The following is a 25,758-nucleotide window of genomic DNA, read 5'->3' on the forward strand; positions in this document are numbered from 1 at the left end:
GACGGTGCTGACGGAAAAACGGGTTGTGGCATCGCGGCGCGGGCAATAGGCGGCATTCCAACGACAAGAAATGGAAGGATGCCGGTGTTCGATACGCTCACCCTCGCCAGTCTGCCCGCCGCGGACGAGGCGTTGCGCCCGGCGATCCGCGCGCTCGCCGATGAGGCGGCGGCGCAGGCCTCCGCCGATGTCCGTGCGCGCTCTTGGTCGGGCTTCGACCCCGCTTTCAGCCGCCGCCTCGGCGCGGCGGGCTTCCTCGGCCTGACCCTGCCCAAGGCCTATGGCGGGCAGGAGCGCGGCCCCTTCGCGCGCTTCGTCGTCGTCGAGGAGCTGTTGTCGGCGGGCGCCCCCGTCGCGGCGCATTGGATCGCCGACCGCCAGAGCGCGCCGCTGATCCTCAACTATGGCAGCGAGGCGCAGCGCAGCTTCTACATCCCGCGCATCTGCCGCGGCGAACTCGTTTTCTGCATCGGGATGAGCGAGCCGGGGTCGGGGTCCGACCTTGCGAGCGTCCGCACCCGCGCCGACCGCACCAAAAGCGGCTGGCGCGTCAACGGGCAGAAGATCTGGACCACCAATGCGATGCACGGCGATTATATGATCGCACTGCTCCGCACCTCGGGCACCAGCGAGGATCGCCACGCCGGCCTGTCGCAGCTGATCATCGACCTCAAGGCACCCGGCGTCACTGTCCGCCCGATCACCGACCTTGCCGGCGACGCCCATTTCGCCGAGGTTTTCTTCGACAATGTCGACTTGCCCGCCGATGCGTTGATCGGCCATGAGGGTGAGGGATGGAAGCAGGTCACCGCCGAACTTGCGTTCGAACGCAGCGGGCCCGAGCGCATCTATTCGAGCGTCGTGCTGCTCGACGCATGGATCGCGCATCTGCGCGGCATGAAGCGCGACGATGCGGCGACGCTGGCGCTCGTCGGCGACTTCACCGCGCGCCTCGCAACCTTGCGCGCGATGTCGATCGCCTGCACCGCGCGGCTGGCGCTGGGCGAAAGCCCGGTGACCGAGGCGTCTTTGGTCAAGGACCTCGGTACCGCATTCGAACAGGAACTGCCGGTGGCGATCGGCGACGATCTCGCCGCGCATCCCGAGGAAGCGGTCGATGCCGAACTCTATCGTACTTTGATGTTTGTCACGCACGTGGCGCCCAGCTTCTCGCTGCGCGGCGGCACGCGCGAGGTGTTGCGCGGGATCATCGCGCGCGGAATGGGGCTACGCTGATGAGCGAATTTCTCGAACCCTTCGAGCGGATGCTCGAGGATATCGCGCCCCCCGCCGCGGTGCGCGCGATCGAACAGGGCAGCAGCATCGACGCGATGTGGAGAGCCTTCGCCGAGTCGGGCTTCCTCGATGCGCTGGTGCCCGAGGAGCGCGGCGGCGCAGGCCTGCCACTTTCCGAGGTGCAGCCGCTGTGGATGGCGCTCGGCCGCCATGCGGTACCATTGCCGGTCGGCGAAACGATGATCGCGCGGGCGCTGCTCGCCGATGCGCCCGAAGCTCCGGTCGCGCTGGCGGTCGCCGAAGGTGCGGCCGTCGTCGTGCCATGCGGACTGGTCGCGGCGCATCTTCTGGTCGAATCGGGTGATGGTCTCCATCTGATCGAAGCGAAGGGCAAAGCAACCGGCGTACCCGCGAGCCTCGCCGCGCGGTTCGATCTCGGCGCGCTGCCCGCGCCGGTCGTGCCCGCGCCCGAAGGCAGCCTTCGTGGCCTCGCTGCGATCCTGCGCGCGGCGCTGATCGCCGGCGCGGCCGAGCGGCTCACCGCGATGACCGCTACCTATGCCAATGAGCGCGTCCAGTTCGGCAAGCCGATCGGCCGCCAGCAAGCGTTGCAGCAGCAGATGGCGGTGATGGCCGAGGAAATGGTCGCCGCGCGCGTCGCGTCGCAGCTCGGCTGCGCAGGCGCCTTCCCGCCGTCGCTCGTGGCCGCCGCCACGGCCAAGTCGGTCGCGAGCCGCGCCGCCGCGTGCGTCGCTGCCACCGCGCATGCGGTGCATGGCGCGATCGGGATCAGCGAGGAGTACGACCTCCAGCTCTTCACCCGCCGCCTCCACGAATGGCGCCTCGCCGACGGGTCGGAGACCTATTGGAACCGCCTGCTCGGTGCCGCGCGGCTGGGCGATGCCGGCCGGTCGGTCGACTATGTGCGCGAGGCGTTCGCCTAGCGCGCCGATTCCAAAATCGTCTCCATCGCGACGAAGGTCGAGGTGCTCGCGACATGCGGCAGGCTCGAAATCTTCTCGCCCAGCACGATGCGATAGCGGCGGATGTCGGGGGTGCGGACCTTGAGCAGATAGTCGAAGCTGCTCGCGATCATGTGGCATTCCTCGACCTCGGGGATCTGCCGCACCGCCTGATTGAACCGGCGCAGCGCATCCTCGCGCGTGTCGGACAATTTGACCTCGGTGAAGGCGACATGGTCGAGGCCGACCTTGGCGGGATCGACGATCGCGCGAAAGCCGGTGATCAGTCCGCTGTCGACCAGCCGTTTGACGCGTAACTGGCACGGCGTCTTCGACAGCCCGACCTGCGCCGCGAGGTCGGTGTAGGTGATCCGCCCGTCGCGGCCGAGAATGGCCAGAATCTTGCGGTCGAACTCGTCCAGATCGACCAAGGATGCGGTGTTTTTCATGTAATCAGACTAAACTTATGCCAATATTTGGTCAAAACATATATACTGTGAGGAAAATCAAGTCGAATCGACTTCATCCAATCTGCTATGAAGTCGCCATGACCCAGCCCACCGACCGCGCCGCCATCCGCGCCCTCGCCCGCCGCCCCGAAACCGATATCGTCGCCGACCTGCGCGCCGACCTCGCGCGATCGCCCGCCACCGTCGATGCGACCACCGCGCGTGGCCTTGCGCTGATCCGCAAGGCGAAGGCCGAGGGCGAGCGCGAGACGCTCGTCGCGCAGCTGATGAACCGCTATCGCCTGTCGACCGAGGAAGGCGTGGTGCTGATGTGCCTCGCGGAGGCGCTGCTGCGCGTTCCCGACAGCGCGACCGCGAATGCGTTGATCCGCGACAAGATCGCCGGGCGCCGCTGGAACGAGGGCGAGGACGAGGACAGCCCGCTGATCGTCGCGTTGTCGGCGCGCGGCCTGTCGCTCGGCTCGGCGACGCTGATGCTGGGGGCGATGGGCAGCAAGGCGAACCCGCTCGCGCTGCTCAAATCGATGATCCGCCGCTCGGGCGAGCCGGTGATCCGCCAGGCGTCGCTCGCCGCGATGAAGATGCTCGGCCAGCAGTTCGTGATGGGCGAGACAATCGATGCCGCGGTCAAGCGTGCCGACAAGGAGAAATCGGAGCTAGCCAGCTTCGACATGCTCGGCGAGGCCGCCCGCACCGCCGAGGATGCGCAACGCTATTACGACAGCTATGCGAATGCCATCACGCGCATCGGCAAGAATGCCAAGGCGGGCGACCCGCACGCCAATCATGGTATTTCGATCAAGCTTTCGGCGCTCCACCCGCGCTATGAATATCTGCAAGGCGCGCGCGTCCGCGAGGAACTCATTCCGCGCGTCACCACCCTCGTCCGCGCCGCGCGCGCGGTGAATATTCCGCTGATGATCGATGCCGAGGAAAGCGACCGGCTCGAACCGCATATGGATGTGTTTGGCGCGCTGATCGACGCGGGATTGGCCGATGACTGGACCGGACTCGGCATCGTGATCCAGGCCTATCAGAAGCGCGCGCCCGAGGTGATCCGCTGGGTCGCGGCAAAGGCGCGTACGCGCGGGGTTAAGCTGTCGATGCGGCTGGTGAAAGGCGCCTATTGGGATACCGAGATCAAGCGCGCACAGACGATGGGCCTCGCCGACTTCCCCGTCTTCACCGCGAAGAACCACACCGACCTCAATTACATGCATTGCGCGCAGATATTGCGCGAGGCGCAGGACGCGATCTTCCCCGCCTTTGCCAGCCATAATGCAATGACGCTCGCCTTCGTTGCCGAGCTGTTCACAGGCGCCGATTACGAACTGCAGCGGCTCCACGGCATGGGCGAGGGCGCGCATGACGCCATCGTCGGCCTCTTCCCGCCGCCGCGCCCGGTGCGCGTCTATGCCCCCGTCGGCACCCACCGCGACCTGCTCGCCTATCTCGTCCGCCGCCTGCTCGAAAATGGCGCGAACTCCAGCTTCGTCCACCAATTCTCGGACCCCGACGTGACCGCCGAACAGCTTGCGGTCGATCCGCGCAGCATCGCGAGCAAGCCCTCGACGATCGCGACCGGCCGCACCCTGCTCGACCCCGAGCGCCGCAATTCGCGCGGCTACGACCTCGGCGAGCCCGGCGTGCCCGAAGCGCTGATGGCGGCGATCGCCCAGGCGCGCCGCGCGAGCCCGGTTGCCGCCCCGATCGTCGCGGGCCGCAGCCTCGACGGCAAGTCCGAGCCCGTCCACAACCCCGCGACCGGCATCGTCATCGGCTCGGTGATCGAGGCCGACGCCGCGGCGGTCGATGCCGCGGTCACGGCGTCGAAGCAGGTTCAGGAACATTGGAGCCTCGCGGGCGGCGCCTTCCGCGCCGAGCGGCTCGAACGCACCGCCGACCTGCTCGAGGAGCGCGACGCGCTGTTCCTTGGCCTCGCGATCGACGAAGCCGGCAAGACGCTCGTCGATGCGGTCGCCGAGGTCCGCGAGGCGGTCGATTTCTTGCGCTATTATGCGGCGCAGGCGCGCGCCCATTTCACCCACCCGCTGCCGCTCCCCGGCCCGACCGGCGAACGCAACGAGCTGATGCTCGAGGGCAAGGGCATTTTCGCGTGCATCAGCCCGTGGAATTTCCCGCTCGCGATCTTCCTCGGCCAGGTGTCGGCGGCGCTCGCCGCGGGCAATGCCGTGCTCGCGAAGCCCGCCGAACAGACCCCGCTGATCGCGCACGCCGCGGTCGAACTGCTCCACGAAGCGGGCATTCCCGCCGAAATTCTCCATTTTCTCCCCGGCCGCGGCGAGACCGTCGGCGCGGCGGTGACGGGACATGAAGACGTCATTGGGGTCGCCTTCACCGGCTCGACCGAGGTGGCGCGGCTGATCAACCGCGGCCTCGCGATGCGCGACGGCCCGATCGCGACGCTGATCGCCGAAACCGGCGGCGCCAATGCGATGATCGTCGATTCGACCGCGCTCCCCGAACAGGTCACGCGCGACGCCGTCGCGTCGGCCTTCCAGTCGGCGGGCCAGCGCTGTTCGGCGCTGCGCCTGCTCTGCGTGCAGGAGGATGTCGCCGATACGATGATCGAGATGGTCGCAGGCGCGATGGCCGAACTCGACGTCGGCGATCCCGCGCTGCTCGCGACCGACACCGGCCCGATCATCGACGAGGAAGCGCAGGCCAATATCGCGACTTATGTGGCCGAGGCGCGAACTGAGGGCCGCGTGATCGCCGAGGCGGGCGGTGACCTGCCCCCCGGCGGCCATTTCGTCCGCCCCGCGTTGATCCGCCTCGACCATGTCACCGACCTGAAGCGCGAAATCTTCGGCCCCGTGCTGCATGTCGCGACATGGAAGGGGGGCGAGCTCGACGCGCTGATCGATGCGATCAACGCCTCGGGCTATGGTCTGACCTTGGGCGTCCATACCCGCATCGACGGCGTCGCGGCGCACGTCGCGGCGCGCGCGGCGGTGGGCAATGTCTATGTGAACCGCAACCAGATCGGCGCGATCGTCGGCTCGCAACCGTTCGGCGGCCGCGGCCTGTCGGGCACCGGGCCCAAGGCCGGCGGCCCCCACTATCTGTTCCGCTTCGCCGAGGAAAAATCGATCTCGACCGACATCACCGCCGCGGGCGGCAATGCGGCGCTGATGGCAGGCTAGGGCGCCGCCTTGATCGACATCGCGACGTTGCGCGCGGCGCGCATCTTGCCCGCGACGCCGCCGCCCCTGCCGGGATCGTCATAGGTATAGACCGCGACGACCTTATTCGCGGCGCTGGTGATGCAGCCGCCAAGGATGATCGGATAGCTGACCCCGCCGCCGTTGACGTTCAACGTGCCGCCCAGATAGGCGCAATCGCCGTCGGTACCGCGCGGTGCGATATTACCCTGGATATCGACCGGCGTGCTGAACGCGTCCGAAAGACCCTTGGCGGCGTCGGCGGTCGCCGCCTTGCCCGTCGCGCCCGATTGCCATTCGGCCTTGCCGAATTCGGCGCCGAGCGCGGTGAGCAGTTCGGCGCGCGGGATGCGCGTCGCCAGCGCGTTTTGGGGCGTCTTGATCAGCATATAGTCATTGCCCGGTCCCTCGGCACGCCCGGCCTTGTTGCAGCGGATCAGCGTCGCGAGCGTGATATTTTCCTTGTCGCCCGTCGCCAGTGTATCGGCGATCAACTTGTCCTTGTTCACCGGCACGCAATAGCCCGCCGGAATCGTCGCGGTCAGCGTGACGTCGTGGACCGTGAAGGTCACGTCGGCCGCCTCTGCGGCACCCGGCACCATCATCGCACCCGCCACCAAAGCCCATTTCATCATCGGTCCCATCCCCCTCAAGCCCCCGGCACGCCAAGCATCTGCGCCTGCGCCTTCAATCGTCCCGCCGCGCCCGGATTGGCTGCGATACCATCCTTCAAGGCCTGCGCCGCTTTCGCCGTCTCGCCCAGCGTCATACGGCTGCGCATCAGCATGATCCAGCGGTCGACGTCGGCGGGATTGGCCTTCAACTTCGTCTCCAGCCCGTCGACCATGCCCTGGATCATCGCGTCCTGCTGGCCCTTGGGCAGTTGCGACGCCGCTTCCATGTCGGACCGACTTGGCCCCGGAATGGCGCGCGCCGCAACCGGAATTTCATTGGGGGTCAACGGCCGCGCCTGCGTTTTCGCGAGCCGGCCGGCGACCTCGATCTTGTGGATCGCGCCGACCTGTTCGATCGTTCGGCGCAGGTCGGCTTCCCACGGCGCGCCCTGCGGCGTGTCCTCGAGCAGGGCGAACCAGTCGGCGATCGCGCCTTGGTGATCGCCGCCTACGTCCTTTTTCACCGCGCGGAAATAGCGCGCGCGCGGGTCCCTGGGGTCGAGCGCGATCGCCTTGTCGAACGCCCGCAAAGCCGCCGGAGGCATAGGGTCGCTCTGGCTCGCCATCACCCGCGCCTCGCCGAGCGCCGACCACAGCCCCGCCGATTCGGGCGAAAGCCCTACCGCCTTTTCATAAGCTGTTGCCGCGCCGCCGAAATTGCCGAGGTCGAATCGCGCCGCGCCGAGTTGCATCCACGCGTCGGCGCTGTTCGGTTCGCTGCGCGTTCGCGCCTCGAGTGCGGCGAGCTGGTCCGACGGCGCCGCGGTCGGCTGTGCCGCCGCATCGTCGCTTCCGGGCGCCGAATCGCGCCAGATCGCGTAGCCGATCGCCCCCGCCAGCAGCAGGAAGGCCGCGATCAGGATTGCGCCGTTAGCCCGCGTCATACCACCCGCCATCTTCTTGCTCTCGCTCATTTTTGCCCCTCTTGTGCGCGTGCGAAAAAATCGGCGCGATGCGCGCTCGCGACTTGCCTTTGCCGGACGATGGTGTAGCCTTTGAAGGGCGAGGTCGGTCAACGACAAAATCGTAAAGGGGTCGCACCGATTTTCCCAGCCAACAGGGGAGGGGTGCATGGCAGTTACAGATCACGTCGATTTCAAGACGTTCATGGAGGGTGTGTCGAAGCGCAACCCGGGCCAGCTGGAGTTCGTCCAGGCGGTTCAGGAAGTCGCCGAGGACATCTTCGACTTCATCAAGGACAAGGAAGAATATCACGCGCAGCAGATATTGCGGCGCATTGCCGAACCCGACCGGGTCGTGTCCTTCCGCGTCTGCTGGGAAGACGATAACGGCAATATCCGCGTCCAGCGTGGCTGGCGGGTCCAGAACAACAACGCCATCGGCCCGTACAAGGGCGGCATCCGTTTCCACCCCTCGGTCACCGAATCGGTGCTCAAATTCCTCGCCTTCGAACAGACGTTCAAGAACGCACTGACCGGGCTGCCGATGGGCGGTGGCAAGGGCGGGTCGAACTTCAACCCCAAGGGCAAGAGCGTGCGTGAGATCATGCGCTTCTGCCAGAGCTTCATGACCGAGCTGTACCGTCACATCGGCGCCGACATCGACGTGCCTGCGGGCGACATCGGCGTTGGCGGGCGCGAGATCGGCTTCATGTTCGGCCAGTATAAGCGCATCACCAACGAATTCACCGGGGTGCTCACCGGCAAGGGCCTCGAATGGGGCGGCTCGCTGATCCGCACCGAAGCGACGGGTTATGGCGCGGTCTATTTCCTCGCCAACATGCTCGCGGCCAAGGGGCAAGACCTTGTCGGCAAGACGGCGGTGATCTCGGGATCGGGCAATGTCGCGACCCACGCCGCCGAAAAGATCGTCCAGCTGGGCGGCAAGGTGCTGACGCTGTCCGATTCGGGCGGCTTCATCCACGATCCCGACGGCATCACGCAGGAAAAGATCGACTGGGTGAAAGCGCACAAGACGCACCGTCGCGGCCGGATCGAGGATTATTGCACCGAGTTCAAGGGCGCGAGCTTCACCGCGGGCAAGACGCCATGGGGTGTCAAGTGCGATGTCGCGCTGCCCTGCGCGACGCAGAACGAGCTGCTCGGCGACGATGCCAAGGAGCTGGTGAAGAATGGCTGCATCGCGGTCAGCGAAGGCGCTAACATGCCGACCAACCTCGAAGGCGTGCATGCGTTCAAACATGCTAAAATCATGTTCGCGCCGGGCAAGGCGGCCAATGCCGGCGGCGTCGCGGTGTCGGGTCTCGAAATGAGCCAGAACAGCGGTCGTCGCAGCTGGAGCGAGGGTGAACTGCAGCAGATGCTCAAGGACATCATGGACGGCATCCACAAAAGCTGCCTGACCCATGGCGACCAGGGCGACGGCTATATCGATTATGTGAAGGGTGCCAATATCGCCGGCTTCAAGAAAGTCGCCGATGCGATGCTGGCGTTCGGAGTGGTTTGAGTTTCGAGCCAGGACGCAAACGTCCGGTTCGGATAACAAGGGGTTCTGCGATGACGACGCACGCTGGACAGGAGCGCCGCGATCGGCCTTCGGCGGCGTTCGCCGTCGTCCGGCCCGGACTCGCGGCCTTCGCCGCGCTTGTGCTTTTGCTGACGGCGCTCGCCGTCGCGGCCGTCATCGCCGCCCCGCCCGCCCGCTCGCAGGGCGAGGCCGGCGGGCGCTATACCGGGGTCGCCTCGTGCGCCGGGTCGACCTGTCACGGACGGATGGAGGGTGACGGCGCCGTCGTCCGTCAGGACGAGCTGATGAAATGGCAGGAACCCTCGACCCCCGGCGGCGCGCACAGCCGCGCTTGGGCAGTGCTGAGCAACAGCCGCAGCCAGTTCATCGCACGCAATCTGGGGCTGAAGGATGCCGCGACCGCGCCGATGTGCCTCGGCTGTCACAGCAGCAAGGGCGCGATCGACGCGGCCGGCGGCGCGCAGCGCGGTACCGTGCCGCTCGAGGACGGCGTCGGCTGCGAATCGTGCCACGGCCCCGCCGGCGGCTGGATCGCCAGCCACTATGCCGGGATCGGTACCAACGCCGACCGCGACCGCGAGAGCCGCGACAAACATCTCGCCAACCTGTCGGCGGGCCTGAAAAAGCTCGAGGATCCGGTGGTGCGCGCGGGCGTGTGCGTCGACTGCCATTTCGGTTCGGCGGGCGAGGGGCAGTTCGTTACCCACCGGATCATGGCGGCCGGTCACCCGCGAATCAGCTTCGAACTCGACCTCTTCTCCTCGCTCCAGGCGCATCACCAGGAAGACGCCGATTATGGCTGGCGCAAGTTCGGCGCCGCGAACGCGCGCACCGACCATGTCCAGATGTGGGCGATCGGACAGGCGACGGCTCTCGAACGCAGCCTTCAGCTCTTCCAGTCGAAGCGCGGGACCGAAGGCTTGTTCCCCGAATTCTACTTCCTCGACTGCCACAGCTGCCACCGCCGCATCTATGACCAGGCCAAGCCAGTGAAGACCAGCATGGACAATGCCGGCCGCAACATCCCCGAGGGCATGCCGCCCTATAATGACGAGAATCTGATCATGCTCGCCGCCGCCGCGCGTATCGCCGCCCCCGCCCTCGCCGACCAGCTCGCGGCGCGCACCGCCGCCTTCCACCGCGCGATGACGATCGACCGCGACAGCGCCAAGGCGGCGGCGGCGCAACTCGGCCAGACCGTCGCGGCGCTCAAATCGGCCTTCGCCTCGCGCAATTTCTCGGGCGCCGACGCCTTCGCGCTCGTCGACGCGATTTCGGCCAAGGCGATCAATGATCGCCTCACCGATTATTCGGGATCGCAACAGGCGGTAATGGGGGTCGATACGCTGCTCAATTCGATGGTCTCGTCGGGGCGGATCACCGTCGGTGCCGCAGCGGGAATCCGCGGAGACATCGATCGCGCCTATGCCGCGGTGAAGGACCCCAATGCCTATAAACCCGCCGAATTCCAGGCCTCGCTCGGTAGCGCGGTGCGCGCCATCCGGGCGCTGCGCTGATCGTCATGCCGAACCATAGTCGCCTTTTCCGCTCGACCGCCTTGGCCGCGATGGCCACCCTGCTCCTGTCCTCGTGCGGGGGGGGCGGTGGTGGTGGCACCCCCACGCCCACCCCGACACCGACCCCCACGCCAACCCCGACCCCGACCGGCAGCGTCTTCACCCAGCCGGGCAGCGAATCGCTGAGCGTCGCCGACGTTCAGGCGGTGATGGCTGGCGCCATCGCCGAGGCGCAGGCGCAGGGCCTGCCGTCGGTGATCGCGGTGACCGACCGCGTCGGCAACGTCCTCGGCATTTTCCGCATGAACGGCGCGCGCGCCAACGCGACGACCGGTGCGGCGCCCAATGGCGTCAACATGGACGCGCAGAATGTCACCGTCCCGGCCGAAGCCGGCGCGATCGCGAAGGCGGTGACCGGCGCCTATCTGTCGAGCGCGGGCAACGCCTTTTCGTCACGCACCGCGAGCCAGATCGTCCAGCAACATTTCCCGCCCGCGCCGACCACCGTCGGTCTCGAAAGCGGGCCTTTGTTCGGCGTGCAGTTCAGCCAGCTGCCGTGCAGCGACCTCAGCGCGCGCTTCGGCGCGCCCGGCGGCGCGGCGCTGATCGGACCCAAACGCTCGCCGCTCGGCCTGTCGGCCGACCCCGGCGGCCTGCCGCTCTACAAGAATGGCAAGCTGGTCGGCGGCATCGGGGTGATGGGCGACGGCGTTTACGGCAGCGACGCCAACACGCTCGACATCGACAATGATGCCGAGGAGTTCATCGCACTCGCCGGAACGCGCGGCTTCGAGGCGCCGACGAGCATCACCGCCGACAAGATCACCGTCGACGGCACCACCCTGCGCTTTTCCGACGCCACCTATGGCGGCCTGAAATCATCGACCGGCGCGAGTTTCGCGAGCTTCAACGGCGTTGCGGGCAATCTGGTCGCGGTGATCGGCTATGCCAATGCCGCGATCATCGCGGGTACCGTCTATGGCACCGAGGCATCGGGCATGCGCCCCTCGACCGCCGCCGAGTTCAGCAACCGTGACGCCTATGTGCTCACCGACGGCAGCGGCACCAACCGCTATCCGGTCCGCGCCGCCACCGACGCCGCCAGCAACAGCGCGCCACTGACCCAAGCCGAAGTGCGCGCGGTAATGGAAGAGGCTTTCACGATCATTAGCCGCGCGCGCGGCCAGATCCGCCGCCCGCTCGACAGCCGCGCGCAGGTGTCGGTCAGCGTCGTCGATACGCATGGCGCGGTGCTCGGCATCGTTCGCTCGCCCGACGCGCCGATTTTCGGCACCGACGTTTCGTTGCAGAAGGCGCGCACCGCGACCTTTTTCTCGAACGCGATCGCCGGCGCCGACTTGAGCGCCAATGCCAGCGCCGACGTGCGCCAGTTCGTCACCGCAACGCGCAGCTTTCTGAACGATCCGGCGGCGCTGACCGGCACCCATGCCTTCTCCGATCGCGCGAACGGCAATCTGTCGCGCCCCTATTTCCCCGATGGCGAGGTCGGGCGCCCGAACGGCCCGCTGTCGCGCCCGATCGCGCAGTTCAATCCCTTCTCGACCGGGCTGCAATCGGCGCTGATCATCGGCAATATCGGGCAGCATCTGGGATTCGTCACCGGCGCCAGCGCGACCGACACGCCGCAGCGCTGCACGACGCTGCCCGACACCGCATCGGGCACCAACCGGCTGCAGAACGGCATCCAGATCTTCCCCGGCTCGGTTCCCATCTATCGTGGCAACCAGCTCGTCGGCGGCATCGGCGTGTCGGGCGACGGCATCGATCAGGATGACATGATCAGCTTCCTTGGCGCGCATAATGGCGGCGCGCGTGTCGGCGGCATCGGCAATGCGCCGCCCGCGATCCGCTCGGACCGCATCATCGTCAATCTCGCCGGCGGCGCCTCGGTGCGGCTGCGCTATATCGGCTGTCCGTTCGCGCCCTTCCTCGACACGGCGCAGCAAAATGTCTGCGATGGGCTATAGGATATGAGCCTCGCGGGAAGCAGCCTTTGGCCGATCATCGCCAGCCTGGCGGCGCAGAGCGCCCCGGGCGACGCGGCCGAACCGGTGCTCGCCGATCCCCCCGCCGTAACGACGGAAAGCCCGACCGCAGAACCGTCGCTCGACGACCTCACCCCGCCGCCACCGCCGGTCGACTGGCAGCAGATGATGAGCGACGATCTGATGACCCAGATCATCGACGGTCGTCGCCGTCCGGGATACCGCCCCGACTTGCCCGACCAGCTTACCCAAGACAATATCGGGGCGCTGCGCCCGCCACCGCCCGAGGCTTTTCCGGGCATGGAAAACCAGCTGCCGGTCCCCGATCGCTGGCGACTGATCGAGAGCCTTGGCGTCGTCAAGGAACGCTGGTTCGATCCCTATCACCAGAACACCTACAAGGGCGACCGGCCGATCTGCATCCCGACCGAAGAGGAGCAGGAACTGCGCGCGCGGGCCGGCGAAGTGCGCTGCAAGACGCCAAAATTCCTGGGACTGAAGGGCGACGACTGGTTTTTCGTCGTCAACGCCATTTCGGACACGGTGTTCGAACCGCGCACCTTTCCGATCCCGGTCGGCGTCCAGACCACGTCGCGCCCCGGCAGCCTCGACGTGTTCGGCAAGAACCGCAGCTTCGTCGCGGCGCAGACCTTCATTGTCGGCGCGGCGTTGATCAAGGGGTCGACCGCGTTCAAGCCGCCCGACATCGAATATCGCGTCACGCTGGCCTATCAGGCGAACTATGTCGACGTGCCCGAACGGCGCGTGCTCGACGTGCGCCCATCGAAGAAAAGCCACCGTTTCGACCATTTCATCGGCGTGCAGGAATTGTTCGTCGACAAGCATCTCGGCAACGACAGCGACCGCTTTGACTTCCACTCGATCCGCGTCGGTATCCAGCCGTTCCAGAGCGATTTTCGCGGCTTCCTGTTCCAGGATTCGCAGCTCGGCGTCCGCTTTTTCGGCAACCGCGACAACAACCGCTTCCAATATAATCTCGCGGCCTTCTGGCGGCTGGAGAAGGACACCAACAGCGGCCTCAACGACATCACCCAGACCCCGCGCGACGATTTCGTCTTCACCGGCAATCTCTATCGCCAGGATTTCCCGTTCGTCGGGCTGACCAGCCAGGTCAGCGTGACCTATAATATGAACCGCGAAAAGAACGACGTTCAGATCGACCATAATGGCTTCCCGGTGCGCCCGGCGCTGCTCGGCGACCTGCGCGGGCGTGAATATGATGTCGTCTATCTGGGGTACAGCGCCGACGGCCGCATCGGGCGGATCAACCTGACCGCGAGCTTCTACGCCGCGCTGGGTGAGGACCGGAACAGCTTCTTCACCAGCAAGCCCGCCAAGATCCGCGCGGGCTTCGGCGCGGTCGAACTCAGCTACGATCACGACTGGATGCGCTTCCGTCTGTCGGGCCTCTACGCGACCGGCGACCGCGACCCGTATAACAACACCGAAGGCGGCTTCGACGCGATCTTCGAAAATCCGATCTTCGGCGGCGCTGACACCAGCTACTGGATCCGCCAGACGATCCCCTTCGCCGGCGGCGGTCGCGTCATCGCGATCTCGGGCCGCAACGGCATCCTGAATTCGCTGCGCTCGTCGAAGGAAGAGGGGCAGTCGAACTTCAACAACCCCGGCACCGTCTTCGTCGGTGTCGGCGGCGATTTCGACCTGTCGCCCGAAGTGCGCGTCAGCACCAATTTCAACCACCTCTGGTTCGCCGACACCTCCAGCCTGCAAGTGCTGCGCAGCGAGGGAACGATCCCCAAGGATATCGGCTTCGACCTCTCGGTCGCCGGGATCTGGCGACCCAAGGCGACGCAGAATATCGTCGGACGCCTCAGCGCCGCGGTGCTGTTGCCAGGCAAGGGGTTCAAAGACCTGTTCGACAACAAAGAGGGTGACGACGCCTATCTCTCGATCCTCGCCAATGTGATTGTGAGTTTCTAGATCATGGCCCGCAAGCTCCTCGCCCTCCTTGCCTTCGTCCTGATGGGCGCGAGCCTCGCAGTCTCGATGGTGCGCGCGGCCGAGGGCGAAAAGCCGGTAAAGGTCGAATATCGCTTCAGCCCGCCGGCGCCCAAGGAACAGCCCGGGGCGACCTTCGCCGAGCGCGAGGCTGCGGTACTCGCAAAATCGAAAGGCTGCTACAGCTGCCACACCCAGACCGACGCCCCATCGATGCACGCGACCCCCGCAGTGCAACTCGGCTGCGTCGATTGCCATGGCGGCGACGCCGAATCGCCCGCGGCTTTCGGCAACGCCAAGCTCGGTTACGACAATCCGTACAATCTCGCGGCAATGAAGGTCGCGCATCCGCAGCCGACGCTGCCGAACAGCTGGGGGCACAGCCCGGCGAACCCGAAGCGCAGCTACACCTTGCTCAACAAGGAAGCGCCCGAGTTCATCCGCTTCATCAATCCCAGCGACTATCGCGTCGCACGCGAGGCGTGCGGGGCGTGCCACCTCGAGGTGATCGAGGCGACCGAACGCTCGATGATGTCGACGGGGGCGATGCTGTGGGGCGGTGCGGCCTATAACAACGGCATCGTCCCCTATAAGAACTACGTCTTCGGCGAGGCCTATACCCGCAAGGGCGAGGCCGCCTGCATATTGTCGCCGACCACCTCGATGACGCCCGAGGAATATAAGAACGCCTGCGACCCCAAGGTCGCGTTCGACAAGATCCTGACCGACAAGGAGCGCGCGCGCGGTGCGCTCGCCAAAATGTACCCGCTGCCGCGCTGGAGCGTGCTCCCGCCGGGCGATGTCTTCCGCGTGTTCGAACGCGGCGGGCGCAACATCAACACGCAATTCCCCGAAATCGGCCTGCCCAACCCGACCGGCAGCATCCAGCGGCTCGAGGAGCCGGGGCGCCCCGACCTCAAGCAATCGAACCGCGGCCCCGGCACCGGACTGCGCGTGTCGATCCCCGTGCTCAACATCCACAAGACGCGGCTCAACGATCCTTTGATGTGGTTCATGGGTACCAACGACCAGCCGGGCGATTATCGCCACTCAGGCTGTTCGGGCTGTCACGTCATCTATGCCAACGACCGCGAACCACGCCACAGCCTGACCTATTCGCAGTTCGGCCGCGACGGGGAGACTGCGACGATCGATCCGACGATCCGTGACCGCAAATACAAGGCCGACGACGGCCATGGCGACAGTCACGGCGGCGGGGGCACCGAGCATGGCGATCCCGCCAAGCACGCGCCCGATCCCGACCAGCACGGTGGGCTGATCAACCCCGCCGACGCCGCAGCCGGTCCGCAGGTGTTCGCGAAAAAGGAGCGCCTCGAAGCGGGGCACCCGATCAAGCACACCTTCACCCGCTCGATCCCGACCTCGCAGTGCATGTCCTGCCACATGCACCAGCCGAACATCTTCCTGAATTCCTATCTCGGCTACACGATGTGGGACTATGAATCCGACGCGCCGCAAATGTGGCCGGGTCCGAACAACACCGCACCGCGCCCGCCGGGGATGAGCGACGCGGACTATCAAAAGAAATACAAGCAGCAGCATTATCCGACCGCTGCCGAGGTGCATAAGACCCTCGAACGCAACCCCGAGGCCGCGGCGACGCGCGGACTGTGGGCCGACGTCGAATTCCTGCGCGACGTCTATGACGTCAACGACACCAACAAGGACACCCAGTTCGCCGACTATCACGGCCATGGCTGGAACTTCCGCGGCATCTTCAAGCGCGACCGCAACGGCAATCTGCTGACAGCCGACGGGAATATGGCGACCTACGGCACCGACCCGAACATCATCGACCCCAAGGACCCGGAGAAATGGCGCAAGAGCTGCAGCCATTATAGCGACCCCAAGGAGCGCGACCTCTGCCTGTCGAGCGCCGATCCCGGCCGCCCCGGGGTCGAGGGCAAGTTTGTGCCGCCCGGCCTCAACCCGGGCAAGGCGGTCCATATGATGGACATCCACGCCGAAAAGGGCATGCAATGTGCCGACTGCCACTTCGCGCAGGACAGCCATGGCAATGGCTATATCCAGGGTGAAGTCGCCAACGCGGTCGAGATCGGATGCAAGGATTGCCACGGCACCGCCGACGCGCTGCCCAATTTGCTCACCTCGAACGTCGCGGCGCGGCCGCAGGGCACCAATCTCGCGCTGCTGCGCAACCCCGACGGGCGCCGCCGCTTCGAATTCCAGTATAATGACAATGGCGACGTCACCGGGCTGATCCAGCGCTCGATCGTCGATCCGAAACTCGAATGGCAGGTCAGCCTGGTCAAGCAGGCGGTGACCCCGGGGCCGCATTTCAACGCCAAGGCGGCGCGCGCCAAGCTGATGGCGCGCAGCGGCGCCGACGACGGCACTTTCGCCTGGGGTCCCGAGGTCGCGAAGGAAGACCGCGCGCACGGCGAAGACAAGATGACCTGCTTCACCTGCCACCTGTCGTGGACGACGAGTTGCGGCGGCTGCCATTTGCCGATCGAGGCGAACTGGAAGACGAGCATGCATCATTTCGAGGGCGAGGAGACGCGCAACTTCGCTACCTACAACCCGCAGGTCGCGCGCGACGAGATGTTCCAGCTCGGCCGGCACCAGCTCACCAAGCCCGGCGAACCCGGCCCGAACGGCGAGGTCCGGGGGATCATCACGCCGGTCCGATCGACCTCGGCGCTCGTGCTGTCGTCGACCAACATCAACCGCGAGCGCATCTATGTGCAACAGCCGCCGATCTCGTCGGCGGGCTATTCGAGCCAGGCCTTCGCACCGCATTTCCCGCACACGGTGCGCCGCCAGGAAACCAAGCAATGCTCGGACTGCCACCTGTCCGAAAATGACGACAACAACGCGGTCATGGCGCAGCTCAACCTGCTGGGTACCAACTTCGTCAACTTCGTCGGCCTCAACGTCTGGTCGGGCCTGGAAGACGGCTTCCAGGCGACGCGCGTCACCGAATGGGACGAGCCGCAGGCGGTGATCGGCAGCTACCTACAGAAATATGCCTATCCCGATTATTGGAAGCTGCACGTCGAGCAGAACGGGCGCGAGCTCAAGAACTGGGTGCGCGGCAAGACCTTCGACAAGAAGGTGTCGGGCGAAAAATATGCGCTCGAGGAATTCGCCAATATCGTCCAGGACACCAGCGGCCGCGTGAACTGCCTCCAACAGCGTGGCGAATATATGTTCGTCGCAGAGGGCAAGGGCGGTTTCCGCGTCTATGACGTCGCGTCGATCGGCAACAAGGGCTTCTCCGAACGCATCATTCGCGCCCCCTTCTCGTCACTGGGTCACGACACCCATGTGAAGACGAAGAACGCCACCTGCATGGCGATCGCGACGACCCAGCCGGTCAGCGTGTCGCGCAACGACCATATCGTGAAGGATTTCCCGCAGAACCACGAACAGGCGATGCACCCCATCTATCGCTATGCGGTGATCACCGACAGCATTGAGGGGCTGATCCTGGTCGATATCGACACGATGGCCGACGGCGAGTTCCGCAACAACAAGCTGACCCGGGCGCTGACCTGGAACGAGGGCAATGTCCTCGCCGGGGCGCGGCACGTCACGCTCGCGGGCAGTATCGCCTATGTCACCACCGACGCCGGACTCGTCGTGCTCGACCTGACGAACCCGCTCGCACCCAAGGTGACGGCACAACTGCCGCTGACCGATGCGCGCGCCAGCGCGGTTCAGTTCCGCTACCTCTGGATCACCGATGCCGAGGGGGTGAAGCTGTTCGACGTCACCAATCTGGCGCAGCCGGTGCCAGTGCCCTCGGGCACGGTGCGCCTGACCAATGCGCGTAAAATCTATGTCGCGCGCACCTATATGTATGTCGCGGCCAAGGCGGACGGCCTCGTCATCGTCGACGTCACCAAGCCCGCGGCGCCGCTGGTCTGGCCGGGGCAGACCTTCGGCGGCGCGCTCGTCGATGCCGAGGATGTGATCGTCGCGTCGACCAACGCTTCGCTCTTCGCCTATGTCGCCGACGGGCGCGCGGGCATCAAGGTGATACAGCTGACCAGCCCCGACAACGCTGGCCTCTACGGCTTTTCGCCCAAACCCACCCCCGAACTGATCGCCTGGGCTAGGACCCCGGCGCCGGCGCTCGCGCTGTCGAAGGGGCTCGACCGCGACCGCGCGGTCGATGAGACCGGCGGCCAGATGGCGGTGTTCGGCCGCCTCGGCTCGCGCCCCTTCACCCGGCCCGAGATGGAGAAATTGTTCCTGAACAGCCGGGGCAATGTCTACAAGGTCCGCGATTCCGATCCGAAGGACGCCGAGCAGGCGGCGGCGTGGCGCGGCCCCGACAAGTTCGGCGGCTAGTCAATCGCGTCCGCCTGTGCGACAGCCCCGCACCGGCGGACCGTCCCGCCGCCTTCCTGTTATGAGACGTTAGCCGATGCGCCCGGTCGTGATCCCCCATCCCAGTTTTGGCGACAAAGCGCGCCGTGCGCTGTGGAACGCCGTCTGGCTCATCCTCTATCGCACCAGCCCGATCCCACTCCACGGTTGGCGTCGCCTCCTGCTCCGCGCGTTCGGTGCAAAAATCGGGTCGCAAACGCGGCCCTATCCCAGCGCGCGAATCTGGGCGCCGTGGAATTTCGAAATGGGGGAGGGCAGCACGCTCGGCCCGCGCAGCGAGATTTATTCGGTGGCACGCGTCACGCTCGGCCCCTGGTCGGTGGTCAGTCAGCGCGCTTATCTCTGCACCGCCAGCCACGACATCCACGCCCCCGGCTTCGCGCTCACCGCGGCGCCGATCGCGATCGGCCGCAATGCGTGGGTCGCCGCCGACGCCTTTGTCGGCCCGGGCGTGACCCTCGCCGACGGCGCCGTGGCGGCGGCGCGCGCGGTGGTGGTCAAGGATGTCGATCGCAATATCATTGTCGGCGGCAATCCGGCGACGCCGATCGGTGAATGCGGCCTCGCTGACTTTGCGGACGGATCGGTAAAACCCGGCGGCTAGAGCCGTTCGGCCTGCACCACCGTGTCGGACGCGCGCAGCGCCGACAATATCCGCATCAGATGATGGATGTCGCGTACCTCGACGACGACGTCATAAGTGTGGAACCCGCCCTCACGGTTCGACAGCCGCAAATTGGTGATGTTCGCCATATTGGCGGCAAGGATGCCCGACATTTCGGCGAGCGTGCCGGGTTCGTTGAGGATGACGATGCACAGCCGCGCATTGCCGCCCTCGCTGTCTTCCTGCCAGCGCAGGTCGATCCAGTCGGCATCGACCCCGTCGGCGAGACTCGGGCAGTCGATGACATGGACCTCGATGCCCTCGCCCGGACGCGCCAGCCCGACGATGCGATCACCCGGCACCGGGTGACAGCAATCGGCGAGTTGATAGGCAACCCCAGGGGTCAGCCCCTCGATCGACACCGCCGCGCCCTGCGTCAGCTTGCCGGGTTTCGATTTCATCTCGGCGGTGATGCCGGGGACCAGCGCCTCGAGTACCGCATTGTCGGACAGGCGCCGCTTGCCGATCGCGACATAGAGCGCGGTGTCGTCTTCGAGCTTGAGCCGGGTCAGCGCCGCGGCGCGCGCCTTGTCGCCGACCCGGCCGGGCAGGCGGGCGACGATCTCGTCGTACAGCTTGCGACCCAGCGACGCGAGTTCGACCTTTTCCTTCGAACGGACATGGCGGCGGATCGCGGCGCGCGCTTTGCCGGTGACCGCGAAGCCGAGCCAGGCGGGCTGCGGCGTCTGTTTGTCCGACGACAATATCTCGACCGTATCGCCATTGGCGAGCTGGGTGCGCAGCGGCACCAGCCGGCCGTTGACCTTGGCGCCGACCGTCCGGTCGCCGAGCCCGGTGTGGACGGCATAGGCGAAATCGACCGGGGTCGCGCCCTTGGGCAACTGGTGCAGGCTGCCTTTGGGGGTGAAGGCGAAGATGCGGTCCTGATACATCGCGATGCGCGTGTTTTCGAGGAACTCTTCGGGATCGTGCGTCTGTTCGAGGATTTCGAGCAGGTCGCGAATCCACCCCGCCTGCCCGTCGGGGGCGGTCCCGCCCTGCTTGTATGCCCAATGCGCGGCGAAGCCGAATTCGGACTGCTGGTGCATGCCGACGCTGCGGAGCTGGATCTCGATTCGCATATTCTGCTGGTGCATGATCGTCGTGTGCAGCGACTTGTAGCCGTTGCGCTTCGGCGTCGAGATATAGTCCTTGAAGCGCCCCGGCACCATTTTCCACTTGCGATGGAGCAGCCCAAGCGCGGCGTAACAATCGGCATCGGTCGGGGTGATGATGCGGAAGGCGATGATGTCGGTCACCTGTTCGAAGCTGACGTGTCGCTCCTGCATCTTGCGCCAGATCGAATAGGGATGCTTCTCGCGCCCCGACACATCGGCCTCGATGCCGTTCTTCGCCAGCAGCTCCTTGAAATCCGACGTGATCTTCGCGACCTTGTCCTTGCCGCCGGCGGCCAGCTTCGCCAGCCGCCCGGTGATCGTCGCATAGGCCTCGGGCTCAAGTTCGCGGAACGCGAGCAGCTGCATCTCGCGCATATATTCATACATGCCGATCCGCTCGGCGAGCGGGGCATAGATGTCCATCGTCTCCTTGGCGATGCGACGCCGCTTGTCGGGATTCTGGATGAAATGCAGCGTGCGCATATTGTGCAGCCGGTCGGCGAGCTTGACCAGCAGCACCCGGATGTCGTCGGACATGGCGAGCAGGAATTTGCGCAGGTTTTCCGCCGCGCGCTCATTCTCGGTCTGCGCCTCGATCTTCGATAGCTTGGTCACCCCGTCGACCAGCCGCCCGACATCGGCCCCGAACAACCGCTCGATTTCTTCAGGGGTGGTCAGCGTGTCCTCGAGCGTGTCATGGAGCAGCGCGGTGACGATCGTTTCGCTGTCGAGGTGCAACTCGGTCAAAATGCCCGCGACCTCGACCGGATGGCTGAAATAGGGGTCGCCCGACGCGCGTTTCTGGCTGCCGTGTTTCTGGACGGTGAATACATAGGCGCGGTTGAGCAACGCCTCGTCGACGTCGGGATCATAAGCGCGCACGCGCTCGACAAGTTCATATTGACGCAGCATCCTGTCCCAATGTCGTTCATGCGCGCCCAAATGCAATGCGAAACTTTGCTGCGCACCGCCGCCGGGAACTCGCAATTTTGGTAAACGGCTTTGGAAGCATCGTGCGTGCGGGCTATGGCGGGAGGCAATGACAGGGACCGAAGCTTTCGATTCGACCACGGCAAGCCCGCGCGTGTCGGTGGTGATGCCCGTGCACAATGGTGCGCGCTGGCTCGACGAGGCGATCGATTCGGTCCTCGCGCAAGGCTTCCTCGACTTCGAACTGATCCTCGTCGACGATGCTTCGCGTGACGAAAGCCCCGCGATCATGGCCGCCGCGGCGGTGCGCGACCCGCGCGTCCGTCATTTTCGCCTCGACACCAATGTCGGCCTGCCTGCGGCGCTCAACCACGGCTTTGCGCAGGCGCGGGGCGAATTGCACAGCTGGACGTCGGACGACAACCTCCTCCGCCCGCAGATGCTCGACCGCCTTGTCGCGACACTCGACGCGCATCCCGATGCGGGGGTCGCCTATGCCGATTTCTCGCTGATCGACGATGCCGGAAACGATCTCGGCCGGTCGCGGGTCGGACCGGTCGAACGCTTGCTCCACGGCAACAATATCGGCGCCGCCTTCCTGTATCGCCGCGACGTGACCGAAGTGCTCGGCGGCTATGACGTCGGATTGTTCGGGGTCGAGGATTATGATTTCTGGTTGCGCGCGGCGCAGCGGTTCACCTTCGTCGAACTGCACGAAGATCTCTATGTCTACCGCAAGCATGGCGGCAGCCTGACCAGTCAGCGTGCCGATCAGATCTACGCGTTGACCGCTGTCATCGTCGAACGCGCGATGCCCGACCAGTTGCCGGCGCGCAGCCGCGGCGAAATCCTGCTTGGCCTCGCGCTCAAGAGCCAGCGCCGCTGGCGCTTCGACCTCGTGAGCCGCGCCTTGCGCGCGCATCCCCCGACGGTCCTCGCGCGGCTGCCCGCGCTCGCGCGCTGGACGCTCGTCGTCGCGCGCAATCGCCTTACGGCCTGATCATCCGGGCATAGAAAAAGCCGCCGTGCCTCCCCGGGGCTATGGGAGGTCGCGGCGGCTCTCTATGCGGCCAGGGTCGAACGGCGGAGCGGGAGGGGAGCGCCGTCCGTCCGGCCGATCAGGCGGCCCCGTTGCAGCGCGCCAGATCTTCGGCTTCGAGCGCCTTGCCGTCGGCGATGAAGCCCTTCACTTCGCCGGCTTCCTTGGCGAGCCCGGCGCACATCATCTGCGGGCGGCTGGTGCCGCGCGCGCCGACGCAATTGGTGCCTTCGCACGACCAGACGATACCGCGCGCGACGAACTTGCCCTTCGGGGCCGGGCTCGCCAGTTCGGCGCGGTAATAGGCGCCGCCTGCGGCCTGGGCGGTCACGGGCAGGGCGGCAGCACCGCCGGCCAACGCGACGGCAAACATCGGCACGACAGGCGCCGCGAAAGAGAATTTGAACATGGGGAGGCCCTTCCTTTTTGAGCACCTATTTAGGTTGCAAAAGGAAATTTAGTACGTGGGTTGCAAAATGCAACCAAGTCTACATATTTTTTTGTGCGGGGGCCGATTTTACGTTAGGGCTGGGCCTATGGGAAAATTACGCGAACCGCTGAACATCCTCTACGGTGACAATTGTGCATTGCCGCTCGCGCTTGAGGCGATGGGCGAGCGCTGGTCGTTCATGATCCTGCGCGCGGCCTTCAACGGCGTCCATCATTTCGAGGAGTTCCAGCAGGAACTCAGTATCGCGCGCAACATCCTGTCGAACCGGCTGTCGCGACTCGTCGACCATGGCATCATGGCGCGCGAAGTGATGGCCGAGGATCGCCGCAAGGTACGCTACGAACTCACCGAAAAGGGCCTCGAGCTGCTGCCCGCAATGATCGCGCTGCGCCAATGGGGCGAAAAATGGGGGGCCGGCGTGCCCTCGACCCCGGTGCTGGTCGATGTTCGCGACGAGCAGCCGATCGGCCCCGTCACCATGACCGCGCACGACGGACGGTCGCTCGGCTATAAGGAACTGGTGTGGAAACATCGGTCGGAACTGCAGCCGCTGGGCCAGGCCCGGACGCGCGCAGATGAGCGGATGGCGCCGGTTGCCGCCGAGTGACGGACGCGGGACCGTCCAGCCGCCCCGCCTGCCGCTGACCGCAACCCAACATCCGATGCCGCTGTTCGGACTATCCTCGCCGGGACCCTTTTTCGGCAATAAGGTGCGCGCCTTCTGGAATCTCCAGATCCTCGGCTGGTTCGCCTGGCTCGGGCTGCGCGGCGTGTCGGGCCTCGCCAATGGGCAGGCGCTCGCCTTCCTGATTCCACAGACGGTGTCGGCGATCACCGGCTTCTCGCTCTCGCTGATCCTGTCGGTCTGCTATCGCACCCTGATCAGCCGCCGCCCGCTATTGATGTGGGGGGTCAGCTTCGGCTTGGCGGGTATCGCCACCGCGCTCTGGGCGTTCATCGACGCCTGGGTCGCGCAGATCCAGAACCCGAACAGCGACGCGGGCTTCACCAGCCTGCTGCTCGGCGCGGTCTATATCGACGCGACCTCACTCGCCGCCTGGTCGGCGCTCTATTTCGCGATCAACTATTTCCTCCAGCTCGAAGAACAGAATGACCGTGTGCTGCGGCTCGAGGCGCAGGCGGCCTCGGCGCAGCTCGCAATGCTGCGCTACCAGCTCAACCCGCATTTCCTGTTCAACACACTCAACAGCATCTCGACGCTGGTGCTGCTCAAGCAATCCGAACCCGCCAATGCGATGCTGTCGCGGCTGTCGGCGTTCCTGCGCTACACGCTCGCCAACGAACCGACCGCGCAAGTGACGCTGGCCCAGGAGATCGAGACGCTGAAGCTGTATCTCGACATCGAAAAAATGCGCTTCGAGGAACGGCTGCGCCCTCATTTTGCGATCGATCCCGCCGTTTCGCGCGCCCGTCTGCCCTCGCTGCTGCTCCAGCCGCTGATCGAAAATGCTATAAAATATGCGGTCACCCCGCAGGAGGATGGCGCCGACATCACGATTTCGGCTCAGCTTGCCGGTCAAAATGTTCGGATTACCGTGTCGGACACCGGGTCGGGATTGTCAGCCGATGGCGCGGACCCCACCACTGGCGTCATTGCAACGGAATCAACCGGTGTGGGTTTAGCCAATATCAGAGACCGGCTGGCGCAGGCTTTCGGCGACCAGCACCGGTTCGATGCCCAATCGGGCGCTGACGGCGGATTCACGGTGGTTGTCGAGTTTCCGTTTCAGCCTGACGGGCAAATGACGATTGGAACCGAGAGAACATGACGATCAGAACCATCCTGGTGGATGACGAAAAACTGGCCACCCAGGGCCTGCAATTGCGGCTCGAACCGCACAGCGACGTCGAAATTGTCGACACCGCCCAAAATGGCCGCGAGGCCATCCGCAAGATCAAGACCCACAAGCCCGACCTCGTTTTCCTCGACATCCAGATGCCCGGCTTCGACGGCTTTTCGGTGATCCAGGGGCTGATGGAGGTCGAACCGCCGCTGGTGGTGTTCGTCACCGCTTATTCGGACCATGCGATCCGCGCCTTCGAGGCGCAGGCGGTCGATTATCTGGTCAAGCCGGTCGAACCCGAACGCCTCGCCGATGCGCTTGACCGCGTGCGCCAGCGTCTGACCGAAAAACGCGGCGCCGCCGAGGTCGAACGCCTCAAGACCGTGCTCGCCGAAGTCGCCCCCGAGGCGGCCGACGATTATGACGCCGAAATCGCCCCCGACGCGCACGCCGCCGATCGCTATGAAAAGATGATCAATATCAAGGATCGCGGTCAGATCTTCCGCGTCGATGTCGACAGTATCGAACGCATCGACGCCGCGGGCGACTATATGTGCATCTACACCGCCGACAACAGCCTGATCCTGCGCGAGACGATGAAGGACCTCGAAAAGCGGCTCGACCCGCGCAACTTCCAGCGCGTCCACCGCTCGACGATCGTCAACCTCAGCCAGGTCAAGCAGGTCAAGCCGCACACCAATGGCGAATGCTTTCTCGTCCTTGGCTCGGGCGCGCAGGTGAAGGTCAGCCGCAGCTATCGGGATGTGGTGGCGCGCTTCGTGCATTGAGGCCCGCGACTCAATAACTCCGTCATTGCGAGCGTAGCGAAGCAATCCAGGGCGGTTTACGCCGCTCTGGATTGCCGCGTCGCCTTAGGCTCCTCGCAATGA

Annotated in this window: 18 protein-coding genes; 13 read left to right on the forward strand and 5 right to left on the reverse strand. The window is 65.6% G+C overall.

Annotation, left to right across the window (positions count from 1 at the left end):
* The first annotated feature begins 78 nt into the window (after nucleotides 1-78).
* The gene (locus ASD67_RS06660; RefSeq protein ID WP_056345042.1) at nucleotides 79-1,236 is read left to right on the forward strand and encodes an acyl-CoA dehydrogenase family protein; all 1,158 of its coding nucleotides are present in this window, start codon (nucleotides 79-81) and stop codon (nucleotides 1,234-1,236) included.
* A complete protein-coding gene (locus ASD67_RS06665; RefSeq protein ID WP_056345045.1) occupies nucleotides 1,236-2,180 on the forward strand; it encodes an acyl-CoA dehydrogenase family protein in 945 nt (314 codons plus the stop codon). The genes ASD67_RS06660 and ASD67_RS06665 overlap by 1 nt, the downstream gene beginning before the upstream one ends.
* Here the strand turns inward: ASD67_RS06665 and ASD67_RS06670 are convergent.
* A complete protein-coding gene (locus tag ASD67_RS06670) occupies nucleotides 2,177-2,647 on the reverse strand; it encodes an Lrp/AsnC family transcriptional regulator (protein WP_056345048.1) in 471 nt (156 codons plus the stop codon). The two genes, ASD67_RS06665 and ASD67_RS06670, sit on opposite strands and share 4 nt — an antisense overlap.
* 98 nt (nucleotides 2,648-2,745) lie before the next feature.
* Here ASD67_RS06670 and putA point away from each other — a divergent pair, with 98 nt between their 5' ends.
* Nucleotides 2,746-5,835, forward strand: coding sequence for a bifunctional proline dehydrogenase/L-glutamate gamma-semialdehyde dehydrogenase PutA (putA, locus tag ASD67_RS06675; protein WP_056345050.1), 3,090 nt, complete (start codon nucleotides 2,746-2,748; stop codon nucleotides 5,833-5,835).
* Here the strand turns inward: putA and ASD67_RS06680 are convergent.
* Both ASD67_RS06680 and ASD67_RS06685 read right to left on the reverse strand, forming a co-directional pair.
* The gene (locus ASD67_RS06680) at nucleotides 5,832-6,485 is read right to left on the reverse strand and encodes a hypothetical protein (protein WP_235535593.1); all 654 of its coding nucleotides are present in this window, start codon (nucleotides 6,483-6,485) and stop codon (nucleotides 5,832-5,834) included. The two genes, putA and ASD67_RS06680, sit on opposite strands and share 4 nt — an antisense overlap.
* 17 nt (nucleotides 6,486-6,502) lie before the next feature.
* Nucleotides 6,503-7,441, reverse strand: a complete 939-nt coding sequence (locus ASD67_RS06685) for a tetratricopeptide repeat protein (RefSeq protein ID WP_056345056.1) — start codon at nucleotides 7,439-7,441, stop codon at nucleotides 6,503-6,505.
* 157 nt (nucleotides 7,442-7,598) lie between these two features.
* Between ASD67_RS06685 and gdhA the strand changes: the two genes are divergently transcribed.
* The 6 genes from gdhA to ASD67_RS06715 all read left to right on the forward strand — a co-directional run bounded on the left by gdhA (nucleotide 7,599) and on the right by ASD67_RS06715 (nucleotide 19,465).
* A complete protein-coding gene (gene gdhA / locus ASD67_RS06690) occupies nucleotides 7,599-8,954 on the forward strand; it encodes an NADP-specific glutamate dehydrogenase (RefSeq protein ID WP_056345060.1) in 1,356 nt (451 codons plus the stop codon).
* A gap of 50 nt (nucleotides 8,955-9,004) precedes the next feature.
* The gene (locus tag ASD67_RS06695; RefSeq protein ID WP_056345063.1) at nucleotides 9,005-10,492 is read left to right on the forward strand and encodes a multiheme c-type cytochrome; all 1,488 of its coding nucleotides are present in this window, start codon (nucleotides 9,005-9,007) and stop codon (nucleotides 10,490-10,492) included.
* A gap of 50 nt (nucleotides 10,493-10,542) precedes the next feature.
* Nucleotides 10,543-12,480, forward strand: coding sequence for a heme-binding protein (locus tag ASD67_RS06700; protein ID WP_235535594.1), 1,938 nt, complete (start codon nucleotides 10,543-10,545; stop codon nucleotides 12,478-12,480).
* Between the two features lie 3 nt (nucleotides 12,481-12,483).
* Nucleotides 12,484-14,463, forward strand: coding sequence for a hypothetical protein (locus ASD67_RS06705; RefSeq protein ID WP_156377598.1), 1,980 nt, complete (start codon nucleotides 12,484-12,486; stop codon nucleotides 14,461-14,463).
* Between the two features lie 3 nt (nucleotides 14,464-14,466).
* Nucleotides 14,467-18,822 carry a hypothetical protein gene (locus tag ASD67_RS06710; RefSeq protein WP_056345072.1) on the forward strand — a complete coding sequence of 1,452 codons (4,356 nt, stop codon included), beginning with the start codon at nucleotides 14,467-14,469 and terminating at the stop codon, nucleotides 18,820-18,822.
* A gap of 88 nt (nucleotides 18,823-18,910) precedes the next feature.
* The gene (locus ASD67_RS06715) at nucleotides 18,911-19,465 is read left to right on the forward strand and encodes a putative colanic acid biosynthesis acetyltransferase (protein ID WP_162248550.1); all 555 of its coding nucleotides are present in this window, start codon (nucleotides 18,911-18,913) and stop codon (nucleotides 19,463-19,465) included.
* Here the strand turns inward: ASD67_RS06715 and ASD67_RS06720 are convergent.
* Nucleotides 19,462-21,555 carry a RelA/SpoT family protein gene (locus tag ASD67_RS06720; protein WP_056345084.1) on the reverse strand — a complete coding sequence of 698 codons (2,094 nt, stop codon included), beginning with the start codon at nucleotides 21,553-21,555 and terminating at the stop codon, nucleotides 19,462-19,464. The genes ASD67_RS06715 and ASD67_RS06720 overlap by 4 nt on opposite strands.
* Before the next feature lie 127 nt (nucleotides 21,556-21,682).
* Between ASD67_RS06720 and ASD67_RS06725 the strand changes: the two genes are divergently transcribed.
* Nucleotides 21,683-22,573 (forward strand): glycosyltransferase family 2 protein, encoded by an 891-nt coding sequence (locus ASD67_RS06725; protein WP_056345086.1) that lies wholly within the window; start codon nucleotides 21,683-21,685, stop codon nucleotides 22,571-22,573.
* 118 nt (nucleotides 22,574-22,691) lie between these two features.
* Here ASD67_RS06725 and ASD67_RS06730 read toward each other — a convergent pair whose 3' ends face one another.
* Complete coding sequence (locus ASD67_RS06730) at nucleotides 22,692-23,021, reverse strand: CC_3452 family protein (protein WP_056345090.1); 330 nt, start codon at nucleotides 23,019-23,021, stop codon at nucleotides 22,692-22,694.
* Between the two features lie 127 nt (nucleotides 23,022-23,148).
* Between ASD67_RS06730 and ASD67_RS06735 the strand changes: the two genes are divergently transcribed.
* Genes ASD67_RS06735 through ASD67_RS06745 form a run of 3 tightly spaced genes read left to right on the forward strand, consistent with a single transcriptional unit; the run spans nucleotide 23,149 to nucleotide 25,656 of the window.
* Nucleotides 23,149-23,670: a winged helix-turn-helix transcriptional regulator gene (locus ASD67_RS06735; RefSeq protein WP_056345093.1), complete on the forward strand. Its 522-nt coding sequence runs from the start codon at nucleotides 23,149-23,151 to the stop codon at nucleotides 23,668-23,670.
* Between the two features lie 55 nt (nucleotides 23,671-23,725).
* Nucleotides 23,726-24,853 carry a sensor histidine kinase gene (locus ASD67_RS06740; protein WP_056347115.1) on the forward strand — a complete coding sequence of 376 codons (1,128 nt, stop codon included), beginning with the start codon at nucleotides 23,726-23,728 and terminating at the stop codon, nucleotides 24,851-24,853.
* The gene (locus ASD67_RS06745) at nucleotides 24,850-25,656 is read left to right on the forward strand and encodes a LytR/AlgR family response regulator transcription factor (RefSeq protein WP_056345097.1); all 807 of its coding nucleotides are present in this window, start codon (nucleotides 24,850-24,852) and stop codon (nucleotides 25,654-25,656) included. Before ASD67_RS06740 ends, ASD67_RS06745 begins: the two co-directional genes overlap by 4 nt.
* Nucleotides 25,657-25,758: the final 102 nt, after the last annotated feature.

The sequence above is a fragment of the Sphingopyxis sp. Root1497 genome (assembly GCF_001427085.1).
In the GTDB taxonomy this organism is placed as follows: domain Bacteria; phylum Pseudomonadota; class Alphaproteobacteria; order Sphingomonadales; family Sphingomonadaceae; genus Sphingopyxis.

Bases quoted from the DNA above. Each gene is read 5' to 3' on its own strand.
- ASD67_RS06710 (WP_056345072.1), top strand. From the start codon at position 14,467: ATGGCCCGCAAGCTCCTCGCCCTCCTTGCCTTCGTCCTGATGGGCGCG.
- ASD67_RS06705 (WP_156377598.1), top strand. From the start codon at position 12,484: ATGAGCCTCGCGGGAAGCAGCCTTTGGCCGATCATCGCCAGCCTGGCG.
- ASD67_RS06700 (WP_235535594.1), top strand. From the start codon at position 10,543: ATGGCCACCCTGCTCCTGTCCTCGTGCGGGGGGGGCGGTGGTGGTGGC.
- ASD67_RS06720 (WP_056345084.1), bottom strand. From the start codon at position 21,555: ATGCTGCGTCAATATGAACTTGTCGAGCGCGTGCGCGCTTATGATCCC.
- ASD67_RS06695 (WP_056345063.1), top strand. From the start codon at position 9,005: ATGACGACGCACGCTGGACAGGAGCGCCGCGATCGGCCTTCGGCGGCG.
- ASD67_RS06745 (WP_056345097.1), top strand. From the start codon at position 24,850: ATGACGATCAGAACCATCCTGGTGGATGACGAAAAACTGGCCACCCAG.
- ASD67_RS06670 (WP_056345048.1), bottom strand. From the start codon at position 2,647: ATGAAAAACACCGCATCCTTGGTCGATCTGGACGAGTTCGACCGCAAG.
- ASD67_RS06725 (WP_056345086.1), top strand. From the start codon at position 21,683: ATGACAGGGACCGAAGCTTTCGATTCGACCACGGCAAGCCCGCGCGTG.
- ASD67_RS06735 (WP_056345093.1), top strand. From the start codon at position 23,149: ATGGGAAAATTACGCGAACCGCTGAACATCCTCTACGGTGACAATTGT.
- ASD67_RS06665 (WP_056345045.1), top strand. From the start codon at position 1,236: ATGAGCGAATTTCTCGAACCCTTCGAGCGGATGCTCGAGGATATCGCG.
- ASD67_RS06685 (WP_056345056.1), bottom strand. From the start codon at position 7,441: ATGAGCGAGAGCAAGAAGATGGCGGGTGGTATGACGCGGGCTAACGGC.
- ASD67_RS06680 (WP_235535593.1), bottom strand. From the start codon at position 6,485: ATGAAATGGGCTTTGGTGGCGGGTGCGATGATGGTGCCGGGTGCCGCA.
- gdhA (WP_056345060.1), top strand. From the start codon at position 7,599: ATGGCAGTTACAGATCACGTCGATTTCAAGACGTTCATGGAGGGTGTG.
- putA (WP_056345050.1), top strand. From the start codon at position 2,746: ATGACCCAGCCCACCGACCGCGCCGCCATCCGCGCCCTCGCCCGCCGC.
- ASD67_RS06740 (WP_056347115.1), top strand. From the start codon at position 23,726: ATGCCGCTGTTCGGACTATCCTCGCCGGGACCCTTTTTCGGCAATAAG.
- ASD67_RS06730 (WP_056345090.1), bottom strand. From the start codon at position 23,021: ATGTTCAAATTCTCTTTCGCGGCGCCTGTCGTGCCGATGTTTGCCGTC.
- ASD67_RS06660 (WP_056345042.1), top strand. From the start codon at position 79: ATGCCGGTGTTCGATACGCTCACCCTCGCCAGTCTGCCCGCCGCGGAC.